General features: G+C 70.1%; 14 protein-coding genes. 7 read left to right on the plus strand and 7 right to left on the minus strand.

The features are described 5' to 3' along the window. Position 1: 1 nt before the first annotated feature. Positions 2-1,129, minus strand: coding sequence for a transglycosylase family protein (locus tag ABI214_RS07230; RefSeq protein WP_348607974.1), 1,128 nt, complete (start codon positions 1,127-1,129; stop codon positions 2-4). A 9-nt stretch (positions 1,130-1,138) separates the two neighbouring features. Further along, positions 1,139-2,266, minus strand: a complete 1,128-nt coding sequence (locus ABI214_RS07235; RefSeq protein ID WP_348607977.1) for a transglycosylase family protein — start codon at positions 2,264-2,266, stop codon at positions 1,139-1,141. A 200-nt stretch (positions 2,267-2,466) separates the two neighbouring features. Between ABI214_RS07235 and ABI214_RS07240 the strand changes: the two genes are divergently transcribed. After that, the gene (locus ABI214_RS07240) at positions 2,467-3,459 is read left to right on the plus strand and encodes a pirin family protein (RefSeq protein ID WP_348607980.1); all 993 of its coding nucleotides are present in this window, start codon (positions 2,467-2,469) and stop codon (positions 3,457-3,459) included. A 64-nt stretch (positions 3,460-3,523) separates the two neighbouring features. On the opposite strand, the gene ABI214_RS07245 is transcribed toward ABI214_RS07240, so the two are convergent. Beyond that, entirely contained in the window at positions 3,524-4,363 is an 840-nt protein-coding gene (locus ABI214_RS07245; protein ID WP_348607983.1) for a TatD family hydrolase, read from the minus strand. 20 nt (positions 4,364-4,383) lie between these two features. Between ABI214_RS07245 and metG the strand changes: the two genes are divergently transcribed. The 3 genes from metG (at position 4,384) to ABI214_RS07260 (ending at position 8,604) form a co-directional block, all read left to right on the plus strand. After that, positions 4,384-5,961 carry a methionine--tRNA ligase gene (metG, locus tag ABI214_RS07250; RefSeq protein WP_348607986.1) on the plus strand — a complete coding sequence of 526 codons (1,578 nt, stop codon included), beginning with the start codon at positions 4,384-4,386 and terminating at the stop codon, positions 5,959-5,961. Positions 5,962-6,005: 44 nt separating this feature from the next. Then, on the plus strand, positions 6,006-7,211 hold the full coding sequence (locus ABI214_RS07255; protein WP_348607989.1) for a DUF2786 domain-containing protein: 1,206 nt from the start codon (positions 6,006-6,008) through the stop codon (positions 7,209-7,211). Between the two features lie 88 nt (positions 7,212-7,299). Continuing rightward, positions 7,300-8,604 carry an aminodeoxychorismate synthase component I gene (locus tag ABI214_RS07260; protein WP_348607992.1) on the plus strand — a complete coding sequence of 435 codons (1,305 nt, stop codon included), beginning with the start codon at positions 7,300-7,302 and terminating at the stop codon, positions 8,602-8,604. On the opposite strand, the gene ABI214_RS07265 is transcribed toward ABI214_RS07260, so the two are convergent. Then, positions 8,525-12,613 (minus strand): NACHT and WD repeat domain-containing protein, encoded by a 4,089-nt coding sequence (locus ABI214_RS07265; RefSeq protein WP_348607995.1) that lies wholly within the window; start codon positions 12,611-12,613, stop codon positions 8,525-8,527. The genes ABI214_RS07260 and ABI214_RS07265 overlap by 80 nt on opposite strands. Positions 12,614-12,916: 303 nt before the next feature. On the opposite strand from ABI214_RS07265, the gene ABI214_RS07270 reads away from it, so the two are divergent. Next, the gene (locus ABI214_RS07270) at positions 12,917-13,090 is read left to right on the plus strand and encodes a hypothetical protein (protein ID WP_348607998.1); all 174 of its coding nucleotides are present in this window, start codon (positions 12,917-12,919) and stop codon (positions 13,088-13,090) included. 61 nt (positions 13,091-13,151) lie between these two features. On the opposite strand, the gene rsmI is transcribed toward ABI214_RS07270, so the two are convergent. Continuing rightward, positions 13,152-13,991, minus strand: a complete 840-nt coding sequence (rsmI, locus tag ABI214_RS07275) for a 16S rRNA (cytidine(1402)-2'-O)-methyltransferase (RefSeq protein WP_348608001.1) — start codon at positions 13,989-13,991, stop codon at positions 13,152-13,154. Positions 13,992-14,014: 23 nt separating this feature from the next. On the opposite strand from rsmI, the gene ABI214_RS07280 reads away from it, so the two are divergent. Together ABI214_RS07280 and ABI214_RS07285 are read left to right on the plus strand one after the other, a co-directional pair. Then, complete coding sequence (locus ABI214_RS07280) at positions 14,015-15,574, plus strand: dolichyl-phosphate-mannose--protein mannosyltransferase (RefSeq protein ID WP_348608004.1); 1,560 nt, start codon at positions 14,015-14,017, stop codon at positions 15,572-15,574. Positions 15,575-15,629: 55 nt separating this feature from the next. After that, positions 15,630-16,679: a phosphatidylinositol-specific phospholipase C domain-containing protein gene (locus ABI214_RS07285; protein WP_348608007.1), complete on the plus strand. Its 1,050-nt coding sequence runs from the start codon at positions 15,630-15,632 to the stop codon at positions 16,677-16,679. 12 nt (positions 16,680-16,691) lie between these two features. On the opposite strand, the gene ABI214_RS07290 is transcribed toward ABI214_RS07285, so the two are convergent. Both ABI214_RS07290 and ABI214_RS07295 read right to left on the minus strand, forming a co-directional pair. Continuing rightward, positions 16,692-18,248 (minus strand): BCCT family transporter, encoded by a 1,557-nt coding sequence (locus ABI214_RS07290; RefSeq protein ID WP_348608012.1) that lies wholly within the window; start codon positions 18,246-18,248, stop codon positions 16,692-16,694. A gap of 94 nt (positions 18,249-18,342) precedes the next feature. Further along, positions 18,343-18,771, minus strand: coding sequence for a DoxX family protein (locus ABI214_RS07295; RefSeq protein WP_348608015.1), 429 nt, complete (start codon positions 18,769-18,771; stop codon positions 18,343-18,345). Positions 18,772-18,861: the final 90 nt, after the last annotated feature.

Genomic DNA, 18,861 nt, shown 5'->3' on the forward strand with positions numbered 1-18,861 from the left:
GTCAGCGCAGGCCCAGCTTGCTGGTGCACGACGGCCACGCGCCCCAGCCCTGCGTCTGCTGTGTGCGGCTCGCGATCGCGATCTGCTCCTCGCGGGTGGCGAGGTCGGCGCGGGGCGCGTACTTGAGTCCGCCCTGGCGCTCCCAGGTGTTCTGGTCGAACTGCACGCCGCCGTAGAAGCCGTTGCCGGTGTTGATCGCCCAGTTGCCCGTCGCCTCGCAGTGCGCCAGCGCGTCCCACGTCGCACCGTTCTGCACCGGCGGCACCTCGGTGCCCGGCTTGGCGCCCACCCGCACGACACGCGGCTCCGGCGCGACCCGGACAGTGGAGCCGACCGGCTTGCGCCCGGTCTCGACGCCGTTGACCATCGTGACCTCGTACGTGACGTCCGCGACCCCCGAGCGGCCCGCGTTCTCGACGACCGTACGGCTCATGTTCATCGTCGGATCCTCGATGCGCTGCTCCGGCGGAGCCACCGACTCGGTGACCACGCGGGTCTCCGTCCGGCCCCGGGTCACCGTGATCTCCATGTTCTCGGTGAGCGGGGCGTCCGCGGCGGGAACGACGGTGTCGGCCTGCTCGAGCGGGGTCCCGTGCGCCGCCAGGAACTCGCCGACGGTCGGAGCAGCCAGCCGCACCTCGGACGCCGCCTTCGCACCGTCGATCAGGCGGACGGTGCGCGGGTTCAGGACGTCGAGGTCCGCGCCCTCGAGCGGCAGCCGCTGCGAACGGGACGCCGAGACGTGCACGTCCCCTGCGAGCCGGAACTGGCCCAGCGCCTCGTCGACCGTGAGCGCCGTGGTCCACACGCTGCGCTGCTGGCCGTCGACGGTGAGTGCGACCTCACGGCCGCGACGCAACACAACGGTGTCGCCGTCGTGCAGGTCCGAGTTCACCGCGGGCGCGACCGCGTCGTGCTCGCCGACCGAATAACCCGCCGCCGCAAGCGCTCCGCTCACGTTCGACGACATCGTGCCGACCTGGATCAGGTCGCCGTCGACGTCGACGGTGACGGTCTTGTGCTGCGCGATCGCCGTCGCGCCGCCGACCGACAGGGTCGCAAGCGTTGCGGCCACCACGCCGTACATCAGCGGCGACCGACTCGTATTGATCTTCGACAGGGGCGACATCGCGATTCCTTATCCGAGACCCAACTTGCTGGTGCAGCCGGGCCACGCTCCCCAGCCCTGCGCCGCCTGGACCTTCTCGGCGACAGCGATCTGCTGCTCGCGGGTGGCCAGGTCGGCACGCGGAGCGTACTGGGTGCCGCCGTACGCCTCCCACGTGCCCTGGTTGAACTGGAGGCCGCCGTAGTAGCCGTTGCCGCTGTTGATCGCCCAGTTGCCCGTGGCCTCGCAGTGCGCGATCGAATCCCACACCGAGCCGTTCGCCACCGACGGCGCCGACGGCTTGGGCTTGGTGCCAACCCGCACGACCGTCGCGGACGGCTCACGAACCACCGACGACGACAGCTCCTGGCGATGCGTCTCGGCGCCGTTCACCGTCGCGACCGTCGCCGTCACCGTCCGCTCACCCGGCGCACCCGGGTTCTCGACGGTGGTCTTGCCCTGCTCGAGTTCCGGGTCGTCGACGCGATGCTCCGGGGCCGGGATCGGGTGGGTCTCGGTGCGAGTCTCGGTGCGGTTGCGCGTCACGACGATCTCCAGACCGTCGGTGAGCGGCGTCTCCGGCGCGGGCGTCACGGTGTCGGCCTGCTCGAGCGACGCCTTCGTGACGGCCAGGAACTCGCCGACCGTCGGTGCCGCGACCCGCGCCTCCACCGGCGGGGCGCCGCCGTCCGAGACCTTCACGGACTTGGCGTTGAGGACATCGAACTCCATGCCGTCGAGCGGGATGCGCTGGCCTCGCGACGCGGACACGTATGCGTCGCCGGCCAGGCTCAGCTGGCGCATCGCGTCGTCGACCGTCAGCGCCGTCGTCCACACCGTCCGGCGCTCGCCGTCGACCGTCAGCACGATCTCGCGGCCGCGACGCAGGACGACGGTGTCACCGTTCGAGAGCTTCGCGTCGGCACTGGGCGCGACGACGTCGTGCTCGCCGATCGGATAGCCGGCACTGTCCAGGATCGACCCGACGTCCGAGCGCAACGTGCTGAGCGAGACGGCCTCACCGTCGACGTCGACGGTGATCGTCTTGTGCCGAGCGACGACCAGTCCGCCACCGGCGAGAAGCGTCACGAACAGGGCGGCGATCACGGCGTAGAGCAGTGGCGACCTGACGGTGTTGATCCGGGCGAGAGGAGACACGACACGTCCTGGGGCCGACGACAAGTTGATCACAGCACGGTAACGGTGGGTCTGCGATCTGGCAACCGCAACGTGTCGATCAGCACATATGCTGCAACAAACGTCTCGACAACGCCGCTGGTCAGTCACGAATCGGTCACGGGCGCTTGGTCGTCGAATGTCCGGACGCTCACACCGCGGGCGCGTGAAAGGGTGGGGAAATGAGCAACGTCGAAACCGATCCGGCCGAGATCGAGTGCGAGCACGGGCCCGACGAACCCGTCGCCGGGCGGCCGCTGACCGAGATCATCACCTCCCGTGAGGTGCCGCTCGGGGGGCCCCGCGCGATGCCCGTGCGCCGGACCCTGCCGCAACGGCAACGGTCGCTGATCGGGGCCTGGTGCTTCGCCGACCACTACGGGCCCGACGACGTCGCGCTCACCGGCGGCATGGACGTCGCGCCGCACCCGCACACCGGGCTGCAGACCGTCAGCTGGCTGTTCACCGGCGAGATCGAGCACCGCGACAGCCACGGTGTCCACGGGATGGTCCGACCCGGCGAAGTCAACCTCATGACCGGCGGCCACGGCATCTGCCACTCCGAGGTGTCCACGCCGGACACGACGATCCTGCACGGCGTGCAGCTGTGGGTGGCCCTGCCCGACGCGGCCCGCGACGCTCCCCGGAACTTCGAGCACTACGTGCCGCCGGTCGTGGCCTTCGAGGGCGGGTCTGCTCGGGTGTTTCTCGGCTCGCTCGCGGGATCCCGGTCCCCCGTCCACACCTTCACTCCCCTGCTCGGCGCGGAACTGACGCTCGAGCCGCGGGCGCAGGTGCGCCTGGACGTCGACCCGGCCTTCGAGCACGGCGCCCTCGTCGACACCGGCGCGGTCCGGATCGAGGACATCGACCTGGCCCGCGCCGACCTCGGCTATGTCGGGATCGGCGCGTCGACCCTGACCCTCACGAACCTCACCGATGACCCGGCGCGCGTCGTGCTGCTCGGCGGCGAGCCGTTCGGCGAGGAGATCGTGATGTGGTGGAACTTCGTCGGCCGCAGCCACGAGGAGATCGAGCAGTTCCGCGACGCATGGCAGGCCGAGTCGGACCGGTTCGGAGCCGTCGAGGGTTACGCCGGTGCCGTGCAGCGGCTGCCCGCTCCGCCGCTGCCGAACGCCCGGATCCGGCCGCGGAAGAATCCCCCGTCGGCCTGAGCACCCATTTCTCGCCTACGGGCGCGGGATTCCGTGCATCACGCCGAGGAATGGGCGCTGAGGCTCAGTCGCGGCTGGGCAGCCGGTAGACGCGTTCGGCGGTCGCGGTCGAGGCCTTCGCCAGCTCGGCGGGGTCCTCGCCGCGCACCTCGGCGAGCGCCCGCAGCGTGTACGGCAGGCAGTACGACTGGTTCGGCGCGCCCCGGAACGGGTGCGGAGTCAGGAACGGCGCATCGGTCTCGACGAGCAACTGATCCGCCGGGACCAGCAGCGCGGCCTCGCGCAGCGCCTTGGCGTTCTTGAAGCTGACGGTGCCCGAGAAACTCAGCACGTAGCCGGCGTCGACGCAGGCCCGCGCCATCGTCGCGTCGGACGAGAAGCAGTGAAAGATCACCGTGTCGGGGGCGCCCTCGGAGTCGAGGACGCGCAGCAGGTCGTTGTCGGCCTCGCGGTTGTGGATCATCAACGGCTTGCCCAGACGCTTCGCCAGGTCGATGTGCCAGCGGAAGCCGTCCTCCTGTTCCTCGGGCGTGGCGCAGCCGTCGAGCTTGCCCGGCCAGTACAGGTCCAGGCCGGTCTCGCCCACCGCGACGACGCGAGGGTCCGCCGCGAGCCGCTCGATCTCCGCCTTTGTCGGGTCGTCGAGGGCATTCGCCCGCGTGGGATGGATCGCGACCGCCGCGAAGACCCGGTCGTCCCAGTTCGCGGCGTCGACCGCGAACTGCGCGGCCGCCAGATCGTCGGCCACCGTGACGACCCGCTCGACGCCGACCGACGCCGCGCGATCGACGATCTCCCGCACGCTCGCAGCGTCCGTGGCACCACACGCGTCGAGGTGGGTGTGGGCGTCGACGAGCGGAAAAAGCGGCTCGGGCAGGTCCGGGGCGGGACGATCTTTGCTCACGTCGATAGAGTAGGCGCACCATGACTGTGCCTTCCTCGCCCGCCCAGCCCGCCCGGCCGCCGTTCTATCTGACGACCGCGATCGCGTACCCCAACGGCGTCCCGCACATCGGGCACGCCTACGAGTACATCTCGTCGGACGCGATCGCACGCTTCAAGCGTCTCGACGGATTCGACGTGTTCTTCATGACCGGCACCGACGAGCACGGCCTGAAGATGCAGCAGACGGCAGCCAAGGAAGGCATCGACGTCCGCGACCTCGCGGCGCGCAACTCGGACGTGTTCCAGGCCATGGACAAGGTCCTGGGCATCTCCTACGACCGGTTCATCCGCACGACGGACACCGATCACCTCGAGGCCAGCAAGGCGATCTGGGAACGGATGGAGGCGGCCGGCGACATCTACCTCGACACCTACTCGGGGTGGTACTCGGTCCGCGACGAGGCCTTCCACGCCGAGGAGGAGACGACCGTCCTCGACGACGGCACCCGCATCGCCACCGAGACCGGCACGCCGGTCGAGTGGACCGAGGAGTCGAACTACACGTTCCGGCTGTCGAAGTACCAGGACCGCCTGCTCGCGCACTACGAGGAGAACCCGGACTTCATCGCGCCGGCCACCCGCCGCAACGAGATCCTGAGCTTCGTCAAGAGCGGACTCAAGGACCTGTCGATCTCGCGCACCACCTTCGACTGGGGCGTTCCGGTGCCCGGCGACCCCGCACACGTCATGTACGTGTGGGTGGACGCGCTCACCAACTACCTCACCGGCGCGGGCTTCCCGAACACCGATTCGGACGAGTTCGAGCGGTACTGGCCCGCGAACCTGCACATCATCGGCAAGGACATCACGCGGTTCCACACCGTGTACTGGCCGGCGTTCCTGATGTCGGCCGGTGTCGAACTGCCGAAGCGCGTCTTCGTGCACGGATTCCTGTTCAACAAGGGCGAGAAGATGTCGAAGTCGGTCGGCAACGTCGTCGACCCGCTCGCGATGGTGGAGCAGTACGGCCTCGACGCCGTCCGCTTCTTCCTGCTGCGCGAGATCTCGTACGGCCAGGACGGCAGCTACAGCCACGAGGCCATCGTCACCCGCATGAACACGGACCTGGCGAACGAGCTGGGCAACCTGGCGCAGCGGTCGCTGTCGATGGTCGCGAAGAACTGCGACGCGCAGGTCCCGACGCCGGGTGAGCTCACCGACGACGACCGCACGCTGCTCGCGCAGGCCGACGCCCTGCTCGAGAAGGTTCGCGCCGAGTTCGACGTGCAGGCGCTGCACCTCGCGCTCGAGGCGATCTGGCACGTGCTGGGCGAGACCAATCGGTACTTCTCGCAGCAGGAGCCGTGGGTGCTGCGCAAGACCGATCCGGCCCGCATGGCCACGGTCCTGTACGTGACCCTCGAGGTGGTCCGCATCGTCGGCATCCTCGTCCAGCCGGTGATGCCGGGTTCGGCCGAGAAGATCCTCGACCTGCTGGGCCAGACCCCCGACGCTCGCACCTTCGCGGACCTCGGGAACCGCATCCTCGCCGGTACGCCGCTGCCCAAGCCGGTCGGTGTGTTCCCGCGGTACGTCGAGGAATCGACCGACGAGTAGTCGCTCGCCGAAAGTTGTCGGTCCCCTCGTGCACACTCGCACGCATGGGGAGCAATAGAACATACTTTCGAACACGGGAACGCCTCGCCGGTGACTGCGTGCCGCCGCGGCAGCGGTCGGCGGCCGGCCTCATGGCCGCCCTCGCCGACGCCTACGAGCGCGGCTGGCAGCCGGCCGACGTGATGCACGTGACCCGGCGCGCCCTCGGCGCCGCTGCGGCACCGACCGCCGCCGCAGCGGTGCTCTTCCAGGCCCGCACCTCCGGCACCGCGGGCCGGGCGCCGCGCGAGTGGCGGGCGCAGCTCACCCGGATCGCGGACGGCGAACCCGACGCGGCCCGGTTCGCCGACGAGCTGCCGCCCCGCTGCGACCCCGACGACTTCGCCGCGGCCCTCGACGCCGTCGGCTGGCAGATCGGGGTGCGCGACTGGATCGACCTGACGGTGCTGTGGCTCGAGTTCCCGCGGCTCAACCAGCTGTGCGAGCCGCCGTCCGCGTGGCCGCACGCGCGCGCGCAGCACGACGGTCCCGGCACCGAGGTCCCCGAAGCCGTCGATCCCAAACTGCTCGGCAGGATTCGCGGGCTGCTCGCCAAAGCCGAGGCAACCGAGTTCGTCGAGGAGGCCGAGACCTTCACCGCGAAGGCGCAGGACCTCATGACGCGGTACGCGATCAACACCGCCCTGCTGAGCGGCAGCGGTCCGGCGTCCAGCGCGGTCCACAGTCGCCGCCTCCACCTCGACAACCCGTACGTGCGGGAGAAGGTCCATCTCCTCACCGCGATCGGCGAGGCCAATCGCGTTCGGACGGTGTGGTTCGACCGGTTCGCGATCGCGACGGTCGTGGGCAGCCCGCTCGACCTCGAACAGGTCGACCTGCTGTTCACGTCGCTGCTGGTCCAGGCCACCCGCGCGATGCAGGCGGCCGGAAACCGCGACGCGAGCACCTCCCGAAAGGCGTCGTTCCGCAAGGCATTCCTGTTCGGATTCGCGGTGCGCATCGGGCAGCGCCTCAAGGAGACCGACAGCCGCGCCACCGCCGAGGCCGCGGTGGACGCCGACGTCCGGATCGACGACCTGCTGCCAGTGCTGGCCGCGCGATCCGCGGCGGTGGACGCCGAGTTCGAGCGACTGTTCCCGACCACCAGGGCGTCCCGGAGCCGCACCGTCGACGCCGACGGCTGGCACGCCGGGCAATCCGCGGCCGACGACGCCTCGCTGTCACCGGCCGCACAGGCGATCCCACGATGAGGCACCGGCCACACACCGGGTGTCGGCCCGATCGAGATCACCGCGGACCGATGGCGGTGCCGCCCGCACCTCATGGAAAGCTGGACCGATGCGGATCGAGCGGCTCGGAGACGGTGGCACCGCCGCCGACGTGTTCCGCGCACTGGCTCGGCGGGCTCGGGCGCGGCAGCTTCCCCCGCCGGCCGGCCTGACCGGAAGCTGGTTCGGAACCGCCGCGGTGATCGCACCCAGCCTGCAGGCGGCGCCGTGCGATCCAGCAGCGGCATTCACACTGCTCGGGCCTCCGGAATCCGTCTCACGTGAAACACCGGTACCGGACGGGCTGATGGTCGGCGGCGGATGGATCGGGTACCGCGCCTACCCCGACCGGACCGGGGCGCTGCCCGCGGCGGCCGGCGGCTGGACCGATCACGTCCTTCGACTCGACTCGTCGGGCTGCTGGTGGTTCGAGAGCCTGCGGGGCGAGCCGTGCCCCGACGACGTCGCAGACGCGGTGCTCCACCCGGACCCGCGGTCCGAGCCGTGGCACATCGACTGGACCGAACCGGACCGGCACGCGCATCGCCGCGGCGTCGAGGACTGCCTGGACGCCATCGCCCGCGGCGACGTCTACCAGGCGTGTGTGTGCGCGCGGTTCCACGGCACCAGCTCGGGACTGCCCGGCGACTTCTTCGCCGACGCCGTCGAGAGGACCCGCCCCAGCCGGGCCGCCTTCGTGCAGGGTTCGTGGGGCGCCGTGGCGTCGCTCTCCCCCGAGGTGTTCCTGTCGCGCCGCGGCGGCACCGTCACGTCGAGCCCCATCAAGGGCACGCTGCCGCTCGGCGAGAATCCCGAACTGCTCCGCGGCTCGGTCAAGGACGTCGCCGAGAACGTGATGATCGTCGACCTCGTCCGCAACGATCTCGGCCAGGTCGCCGAGCCGGGGTCCGTGCGGGTCACCGATCTACTGCGGGTCAAACCGGCACCCGGCGTCTGGCACCTGGTCTCCACGGTCGAAGCGACGGTCCCCGACACCGTCGACGCCGCCGAACTGATCGACGCCACCTTCCCGCCCGCGTCGGTCACCGGATGCCCCAAACACTCGGCCCGACAACTGCTCGCGCAGTGGGAGCCGGAGCCGCGGGGCGTCTACTGCGGCACCGTCGGGATGCACAGCCCGGTCGCCGGGCTCGAGCTCAACGTCGCGATCCGCACCGTCGAGTTCGACCCGACCGGCCGCGTCGAACTCGGCGTCGGCGGCGGCATCACGATCGACTCCGATCCCGCCGCCGAATGGCAGGAATGCCTCGACAAGGCCCGCAGCATCGTGACGCTCACCGCGTCCCGCACGCATCCTGCCCCGACTCCGGCATCTCGAAGTGCGCCGGCCGGTCCTGCGTCAGTTCCGAGGTAGCTGCGCAGATCCGTCGGGTGATCGTGTCCGTGTCGAGCCGCCACATTCGCAGCACGCCGTCACCGCCACCGGCGACGATCGTGTCGGTCCGCGGCATGGTCGTCACCTGCCAACGTCCCTTGCCGATCGTCGTCAAGGGACCTCCGACGGCCTCGCCGTCGTCGGCCACGCTCCACAACAGGACCGAGCCGTCGTCACTACCGCTCACGACGTGGGATCCGTCGGCCGTGAACGCGACGCTGTACACCGTGCCGGTGTGGCCCCGCAGCGGCTCCGGACGCTGGTCGAATCCGCCGGCCGCGTTGCGATCCCACAACAGCAACGTGTGGTCGTCACTCGCGGTGACCAGCGTCGAACCGTCCGGACTGAACGAAATGGCGTTGACGCCCCCCTCGTGACCGCCGCCCTTCAGCTCCCTCGGCGAGGGCCTCGACGGGTCGGTGACGTCCCACGCGTGGACGTCGCCGTCGGCGCTCGCCACCACCAGCACGTCACCGCTCGGGCTGAACTGGGCGCTGCGCACCAGATTGTGCGGCCCGGTCAGGCTCCGGCCCCGGATGACGGGCACCAGGGGATCCTCGATGTTCCACAGCGCGACGCTGAAGTCGTCGTCGCCGATCGCCAGGGTCCGCCCGTCCGGGCTGAACGCCATCTCCCACGTGAACCGGGTCGCGGTGACGATGGCCGGCCCCAACGGTGTCGGCTTTGCCGGATCCCGCACATCCCACAACTGCACGTGCCCACCAGAGGTCTGCGTGGTCGCGAGAAGGGCGCCGTCCGGTGAGAGCGCTGCGACGTTCGCCCCGCCCCGCGGTCGCGGCACTTCGATCGACCCGACCCGCTCGAGGCGCCCCTGCCCGTCGACCGCCCACAGTCGCACCGCCGTGTCGTATCCGGCGGTCGCCAGCAGCGAACCGGCCCGGTTCATCGACGGCAACGTCAGCTGCGAATCCGACACCGGAACCGTTCCGGGCGCCAATGTCCAGACCCGAAGGACCGAGTCCTGGCCGCCGGTGACGATGGCACCCCCGTCCGGGGAGAGCGCGAGCGCGGGCACCCCGCCGCCGTTACCGCTGAGCGCCGGCTTCATCTCGTGCAGGACGCGCGTCGCCGGGTCCACCGACCACAATTTCGCGGTCCCGTCCCACGACGCGCTCGCGAGCGTCGCGCCGTCCGCGGCGAACGCGATGGTCCAGATGCCGCCCGTGTGCGCCTGCACCGGGGTGTCGATCGGGCGGATGTTCGCAAGATCGGTGGTGTCGAACATCCGGATCAACCCGTCGTCGCTGCTCGCGGCCAGGCTGCGGCCGTCCGGGCTGAACGCGACCGAGTGCACCACGTCGTCGAAGCCCGACAGCTCACGCCCGATCTGTACGGGGTGCGCCGGATCGGCGATGTCCCACACCCGGACGGTGCGGTCGTCGCTCGACGTCGCGAGCACCGAGTCCCCGCGGAACGACACCGTCCGCACCCCACCCGCGTGGCCCTGCAGTGTCCAGGTGGGGAACCGTCCGGAGTCGGGGTCGGACGTGTCGACGAGGGTGACGGTGCCGTTGTCGTGCGGGACCGCGAGAAGCCGGCCGTCGGGGCTGAACCGCACGTTGTGCACGGCGCCGGGCGCCGACCGCATGCCCTCCACCAGCGGACGCGGCGCGGCGCGGTCGGTCACGTCCCAGATCCACATCGCGCCGTCGCCGCTGCCCGCGGCGAGGAGTCGACCGTCGTGGCTGAACGACACCGACGCCATGTACTGATCCGAGCCGGTCAGGTCCGCGCCCAGCTGGACCGGGTCGGACGGATCGGTGAAATCCCACAAGCGCACTGTCCGGTCGTCGCTCGCCGTCGCGAGCGTCCGGCCGTCGGCCGAGATCGCCACCCCGTAGATGGGTCCGGTGTGTCCGGGCAGCTCGCGCGAGATCGGTGTGTTCTCGGTCGCGACCAAGCGAGAGAAGGCGTCGTCGCTCCCCGGGCGCATCTGCCACGCCGCGAGCGAGAGCTGCGCCGACGTAGTGGGGTCGCTGTCGCGCAGCGCGTCGGCCAGTGCCACGACCTGCTGGAACTGCGCCGCGCTGCGCTCGTTCTCGGCGCGGGACTTCGCGGCCAGCGCCATGACGCCCATGACCACCGCGATGACGGCGCAGAACGCGAGGGCCGCCATCACGCTCCGCTCCATCCAGGACTGACGTCGAACCTGGCGGACAGACGCGTCGAGGAAGTCGGCGGCCGCCGGCGTGAGCGAGGCCGCCACGGCGGGGATCCCGCCCTCTGCGGTAGCGGCGGCGCTGTCGGCACGTTTCGCGGCATGCTCGGACAGCAGGTCCAGGCGGCCTCGGTGGTAGAGCAGGCTGTGGTTGCGCTTCGCGTCGTCCCAGTGGACAGCGTCGGTCTCGACCTGCTGCCGCAGCGCCGAGTAGGAGCGGTCCTCCTGGATCCAGGTCGCGAGCCGCGGCCACGTTGCGATCACCGCGTCGTGGATCAGTTCGACGTCGTCGCCGTCGACGACGAGTACGCGAGCGTTGACGAAGTGGTCGACCACGCGCCGACCGGCGCCGATGTCGTCGCCTTCGAAGGCGACGATCTGTGCGAGTGTGCGGCGGATCTTGACGTCGGTGCCCGTACTCGTGACGTACACCAGGTGCACCATCATCGCCCGCGCGAGGACGCGGCCGCGTTCGTCGAGTTGTTCCCAGGCCTGCTCGGCGGCGGCGGCGATGGATCCGAGCACACCGCCGGTGGCGCGGTAGTTCGCGATGGTCAGCTGACCGCCCCGGCGCCGCTCCCACATCGTGTCGAGCAGGTGCGAGACGAGCGGCAGCACGGTGCCGCTGCCCTCGGGCGGCACGGCGTCGCTCCCGTCCTGCGGGTTGGGTGACGCGGCCGTGAGCACACCGAGGTCGTTGAGGATCAGGTCGACCAGTCCGGTCTCGAGCTTGAGGCCGATCATCCGGGCCGGCTGGGTGATCACCTCGACGACGTCCTCGCGCAGCAGCGGCGCGACGGCCTTGCTGCGCTGCTCCAGCGCACGAGCGAGCACCGGATAGGCCAGGGCCTGCGCGTAGAAATCCGAGCGCATGGTCGCGACGACGGACGGCGTCTCGGACGGCTCGTGGCCGAACCGGGCGGTTGCCGCGAAATCGAGCACCGTGAGGAACCGCGTGCGCTGATCCGGATCGGTGCACTGGGTGAACAGCTCCTCGATCTGGTCGACGACCAGCAGGACCTGGGCGGCCCCCACCCGGTGCGCGGCCTCTCGCAGCGCCAGGTCGACCTGCTCGTGCTCCGGCGCCGCGACGCACTTCTCCAGCTCCGGCACGGCCGCGACCAGAGCGTCCAGCGGGTGCGGTCCGGGCGCGAACACGATCGGCGCGAACGCGGTCCTGCCCTCGCCGCGGTCGTGTCCGCGCAGCTCGGGGATGAGACCTGCCTGCACGAGCGAGGACTTGCCCACACCGGACGCGCCGGTGACGATCACCAGGCCCTGTCCCTGCGCCGACAGCACGGCGGCGACGAGGGAGCTCATGCTGTCCCGTCGACCGAAGAACAGTCGCTCGTCCTTCTCCCGGTAGGGGGCGAGCCCCCGGTACGGCCGCACGCCCGCAGGGAGGGCCGGGACGGCCGACTCGGCGCTCCCGCCACCGGTCCGGGTCGCGGGGACCGCGTTGGCACTGCGCCACCACGTCTCCCACTGCCGCATCGAGAACAGACCGTCGGTGGGCGGTTGCGCGACGTTCAGTGAGCGCGCCATCCGGATCAGCACGGCCAGCACCGGACGCACCGACTCGAACGTGGCGGGCATCCTCTTGCCCGAGCGCCAGTCGCTGATGCGTTGGACCGACGCCGGCTTCTCTCCGCCCATCGAGCGCGTGAGGGCCGCGGCTTCGGACACCACCTTCTTCAGTGGCGGTCCACCCGCGGTCGCGAACAACAGCCGCAATTGGTCGGCGAAGAACAGACGCGCCTGGGAGCCCGACTGCTCGGCGTCCGGCGTCTGATCCGTGTCGGACGTCATCGCCCGCGTTCCCTCCTCCAGCCCCGACGGTTGGTCCGATTCGCGTCCGCTTCCGCACCCCGAGGAGGACCCGGGAAGGACATGGACGACCGCTCAAATTCCGCTGCGGATTAATTCCTCACCGCCTGCGAACTGCGATGATAGCGCCTCGTGCGGACTTGTCGGTTTCTGTGTTCCGTCAAGCGGGGCAAAGTCGACATCGACGCACAACGGCCCCAGCGCCGGCGGCGCGGTTGCCGGTTGGGGCTGAAGATCGACGAGGGGTAGTCCCGGCCGGCGCACGCCACGGAGGAGGAGCGCGCGATGATCGAACGAGCGACGAAGTTGACGGCGAAAACACCGCCGGCAGTGGCGGCCACTCTCGTGATCGCGGCGACTGTGGGGCTGATGGTGCTGTTGGGTGCGGCCCCCGCCGATGCGGCCGCGACCCCGTCGGGCGGGGCTTCGATCTCGATCGAAGTTCCCGCCCACGGGTGAGTCGTTCGTCGGGGGTCGGCGGGGGTCGGCAAACCGCCCCACACATCGAATGCGCGGGGTATCAGTCCCGACGCGCCGCGAGCACCGTCTCGTACAACTCACGCTTCGACACGCCCAGCGACTTCTCCGCGGCGACCTGAGCGCACGCGTCCTTGAGCCGGACGCCCTCCGCGACGAGGCGCTCCACCTCTCCGACCAGATCCTCGGGATCGGCGGATACCGGCTGCGCACCTTCGAGGACGACCGTGATTTCGCCTCGGGCGCCGTCGACCGCCCACTCGGCCAGCTCTGCCAGCGTGCCCCTGCGGACCTCTTCGTAGGTCTTGGTCAGCTCGCGGCAGACGGCGGCCCGCCGCTCCCCGCCCAGGACGTCCACGGCATCGTCGAGGCAGGCCGCGAGCCGATGCGGCGCCTCGAAGAACACACAGGCACGCTGCTCGGTTCGCAGCATCTCCAGCCACGCACGCCGCTGCCCCTGTTTGCGCGGCGGGAACCCGTCGAAGCAGAAGCGCTCGACCGGTAGCCCCGACAGCGCCAGCGCCGTCGTGACCGCGGACGGTCCCGGCAGGCACGTCACCGGGAGGTCCTTCTCGACGCACGCCGCGACCAACCGGTAGCCGGGGTCGCTCACCGACGGCATCCCGGCGTCGGTGACCAGCAGGACCGTCCGCCCCTCCTCTAGATCGGTGAGCAGCGCCGGCAACCGGTTGACCTCGACCTGGTCGTAGAAACTCACCACCCGGCCGGTGATCGTGACGCCCAACGCGGCCGCGAGGGCTTTGGTGCGACGGGTGTCCTCCGCGGCGACGACGTCGGCGGATCCGAGCGCGCTGCGCAGTCGATCGGAGGCATCACCGATGTCGCCCATCGGAGTTGCGGCGAGGACAAGGCGACCAGTCATGGGTGACAGCCTACGATCGACTCGTGACCCAACTGACGGACGAGCGCCCCGTGCCGTCGTCCGGCAGTGCCCGACTCGTGAGCCCGGCGCCACTCGCGCCTGCCCCCGACTTCGGCCCGACCGATCGGCGACGCGGCTGGATCGTGACGGCGATCGTGACGGCGCTCGCGGCGATCACCCGGTTCACGATGCTGAACTACCCCACCGACGCCGGGACACCGGTCTTCGACGAGAAGCACTACGCGCCGCAGGGCTGGCAAGTGCTCACCGGTGGCGGCATCGAGGACAACCCTGCCTACGGGCTGGTGGTGCATCCCCCGGTCGGCAAACAGTTGATCGCGATCGGCGAGGCACTGTTCGGCTACAACGCGTGGGGCTGGCGGTTCGCGTCCGCGATGGCGGGCACGATCCTCGTGCTGCTCGTCGTCCGCATCGTGCGGCGGATGACCCGGTCGACACTGATCGGCGCGATCGCCGGCATCCTCCTCATCGTCGACGGTGTCACGTTCGTCTCGTCGCGGCTGGGAATGCTCGACATCTTCCTGGCCCTGTTCACCACCGCGGCACTGGGCTGCCTCGTCGTCGACCGCGACCAGGTGCGCGAGCGGATGGCCCGGGTGCGGGCGGAGGGCCGCATCGACGTCACCGACTTCGGGCCGCGGCTCGGCTTCCGGTGGTGGCGTTTCGGCGCGGGCATCATGCTCGGGCTGGCGTGCGGCACCAAGTGGTCCGGCATGTACTTCATCGCCTTCTTCGGACTCATGTGCGTCGGCTTCGACATCGCGGCCCGCCGCGCGTACGGGGTACGCCGGCCGTGGGTCGGGACCGCGATCCGCGACATCGGCCCGTCGCTGTACGCGCTGGTGCTGGTGCCGCTCGGCGTCTACCTGGCCACGTACGGTGCGTGGTTCGCGAGCGAGACCGGTGTGGACCGGCACGCGGTGGGCAACGAGGTCGGTACCGGTGGCCCGTTCGCGTTCGTGCCGGACGCGCTGCGGTCCCTGTGGTACTACAGCGCGAAGGTGCTCGAGTTCCATGCGGGGCTCACGAATTCGGCGGGCAACCACCACCCGTGGGAGTCGAAGCCGTGGACGTGGCCGATGGGCCTGCGGCCGATGCTGTACTACTACGCCGAGGGCGAGCACGTGTCCGGCTGCGGCGGGCCGAGCTGCGTCAAGGCGGTCATGCTGATCGGCACGCCCGCGATGTGGTGGCTGGCGTTTCCGGTGCTCGGGTGGGCCCTGTGGCGGACCTTCGTGAGCCGCGACTGGCGGTACGCGACCGTGCTCACCGGGTACGGCGCTGCCCTGCTGCCGTGGTTCGTGACGCTGGACCGGCAGATGTACTACTTCTACGCGGTCGCGCTGGCCCCGTTCTTCGTGATGGCGATCGCGCTGATCCTCGGCGAGATTATCGGCACGGTGAAGGATTCGGCCGAGCGGCGCGGAACCGGGCTGCTCGCGGTGTGCCTGTACGTGGGGCTCGTGGTCGCGAACTTCGTGTGGCTGTGGCCGATCCTCACGGCAATGCCGATCACCCCGGAGACGTGGCAGCGGGAGCTGTGGCTGCCGAGTTGGCGCTGACCCGTCGTCGACGAAAGGTGTCCGCGAGCGCCGACACGTGGGTAGTGTGCACCGGATGTCCAGGACGTCTCTCGCGGGGATCGTGACGACCGCACTCGCCGTGTTCATCGTGCTCGTACCGGCAACGGCGCGAGCGGATTCCGGCCCGGTGGCGCCGCGCTACTCCGACGTGACGTCGGTGGGTGTCCACAACACGTACGAGAAGCATCGCTACCCGTACCTCACCGACGCTCTCGACGCCGGGGCCGGCCTGATCGAGCTGGACGTGTGGACCAACGCGGCGGGCCCGGACTGGCGTGTGTCGCACTCGAACCCGATCGCGAACGACAACAACTGCGCGGGAGCGACGTCGGTTGCACAGCTCCGTACGGGTCCGCGCGATCAGTTCCTGGGCGGCTGTCTCGACGACCTGCGAACGTGGCACGACGCGAACCCGAACCATCCGCCGGTCATGGTGAAGGTCGAGATGAAGGACGGCTTCACCGCGCCGTTCGGTCGCGGGCCGGCCGAGTTCGACGCGCTGGTGCGCAGCCACCTCGGGGACGCGGTGTTCGGGCCGGCCGATCTCCTGGCCCACGGCGGGCCGTCCGCCGCGACGCTCGACGACACCGTCCGCGCCGCGGGTTGGCCCGCGCGGGAGGCGCTGCGCGGGAAGTTCCTGTTCGAGCTGATCCCGGGGACCGTGCAGGAGAGCAACCCACTCGACACGTGGTGGACCGACCGTGCCTACGCGGCGCACCTGTCGGACCTGGCCCGCGTGGGCGGTCTCGGACTCGCCGCCGCGTTCCCCGCGGTGCACAACGCGCAGGCGGGCGATCCGCGCGAGCGCTACGACGCCGGCCTGCGGCCGTGGTTCGTGGTGTTCGACGGGGACGCGACGGACTTCACGGGCGGCGGCATCGACACCGAGTGGTACCGGGACAACGGCTATCTCGTCGTCATGGCCGACGCCCACAAGGTGGCTCCGGCGCTCGACCCGGTCGCTCCCGGCGAGGCGGACGCCCGGGCCCGGGTCCTCGAACTCGCGGGCCGGTCGGCGTCGGTCGTCTCCACCGACTGGACGCCGCTGCCCCGGATCCTGTCGATGGTCACCGACCGGGGCTGATCGGCCGCCGCGTCACGTCCAGCGGCTCCGGGCCCGCACCGACAGTCGTCGTTCCTTGCGCTCGGCGAGAATCATCGGGTCACGCGACAGATCCCGGTACAGCGAGATGCACAGGCCGATCATCACGATCACGAACGGCGCGGCCGCGATGATCGTCATGGTCTGCAGTCCGGTGAGCGCGTCGGCACCGCCGGTCCACAGGATCAGGGCCGCGACGCCGCCGGTGAGCAGGCCCCAGAAGACGACCGCCCACCGGGCGGGCGCGCGTGCCCCGCGCTGCGACAGGGTCCCCATCACCATGGAGGCGGAGTCGGCGCCGGAGACGAAGAAGATCGCGACGAGCAACATCACGATGACGGTGGAGACCCCGAACAGCGGCAGGTGCTCGAGCATGCCGAACAACTGACTCTCGGTGGTGTCGCGGCCGGCGAGGTCGATGCCCTGCTGTTGCTCGTTGATGCCGGCGCCGCCGAACACCGAGAACCAGAGCAGGCTCACCAGGCTCGGGATCAGGATGACCCCGACCACGAACTGCCGGATGGTGCGGCCCCGGCTGATCCGGGCGAGGAACATCCCGACGAACGGGGCCCACGAGATCCACCAGGCCCAGTAGAAGATCGTCCACTTCGACAACCATTCTCCAGTGGCCGGGTTGCTCGACGCCGCCGTCCGCGCCGACATCGTCGCCAGGTCGGCCGCGTAGTTGCCGATCGTGGTCGGCACGAGGTCGAGGATGAACACGGTGGGCCCGAGCACGAAGACGAACACGGCGAGGATGAGCGCGAGCACCATGTTGATGTTCGAGAGCCACTGGATGCCCTTGGCCACTCCGGACACCGCGGACGCGACGAACGCGAGGGTGAGGATCGCGACGACCGCGACGAGCAGGAGGGTGCCCACCTCACCGATCCAGCCGACAACCTCGAGTCCGGAGCCGATCTGCAGCGCACCGAGTCCGAGGGACGCGACGGTGCCGAACATCGTCGCGAAGATCGCGAGGATGTCGATGACTCGGCCGATCGGGCCCTCACTGCGCCGCCCGAGGAGCGGGAAGAAGGCCGCGCTGATCAGCTGCGGTCGCCCTCGCCGGTAGGTGCCGTAGGCGATCGCCAGCCCCATCACCGCATAGATCGACCACGGGTGCAGGCTCCAGTGGAACATGGTGGTGGCCATGGCCGTTCCGATACCGCCGCTGGTGCCGGGTGGCGGCGTCACGAAGTGCGCGAGGGGTTCGGCGACGCCGAAGAACATCAGCCCGATGCCCATGCCGGCACTGAACATCATCGCGATCCAACTGACGGTGCTGAATTCGGGTTTCTCACCGTCCTTGCCGAGCGGGACCCGGCCGTAGCGGCTCGCCGCGAGCCACAGCGCGAAGACCACGAAGCTGGAGGCGGCGATGATGAACAGCCAGCCCATGTTCGTGACCAGCCAGTCGAGCATGTCCGCGGTGACCGACTGGAGGTTGTCGGGCGCGGCCAGTCCCCACACGACGATGGCAGCGACTGCACCCGCGGCGACACCGAACACCACACGATCGGTCCCGGACAGCTCGCGCGTGCCTGCCATTCTTCACACGCTGCTCATCTTCCCGGGCAAAAGCAAGCACCCGAACGCTCGTGGCGGCGTCCGGGTCCTCGCATACGGCCTGGTCGGGGCTCGGTTACGCCGCGGACAGGATGCGGGAGTTCTTGCCGACGAAGGCGTCGACGCTGACCCGTCCGGCGCCGACGCCCGCGATCAGCAGCGAGGCGACACCGAGGGCGAGGACCAGCTCGTAGCCGCCGTCACCGACGAAGATGCCGTTGCCGACATGGACGAGGAAGAACGCGCCCAGCATGTCCAGGAACAGCAGGACACCGGCGACGCGGGTGGCGAACCCGATGAGCAGGGCGATACCGCCGACCAGTTCGATGGTGGCTGCGGCGATGGCCGAGACGTCGGCGAGCGGGATGTCCATGCCGGCGAACGCAGCCTGGGTGCCGTCGATTCCCCAGTCGAAGAACTTCTGCCAACCGTGGGCGATGAAGATGACGCCGATACCGACGCGGGCGATGAGCAGGGTGGCGTCACGGAATGCCGTGGAGTTCATGGGAGTCCTCAGGATGGGATCGGACGCGCGGAGGCGCGCCATCGGATGATCCCACTGTGGCACGTTTAAGTTGAAGCGTCAACCAAACGC

It is taken from the genome of Prescottella soli, assembly GCF_040024445.1.
GTDB lineage: Bacteria > Actinomycetota > Actinomycetes > Mycobacteriales > Mycobacteriaceae > Prescottella > Prescottella soli.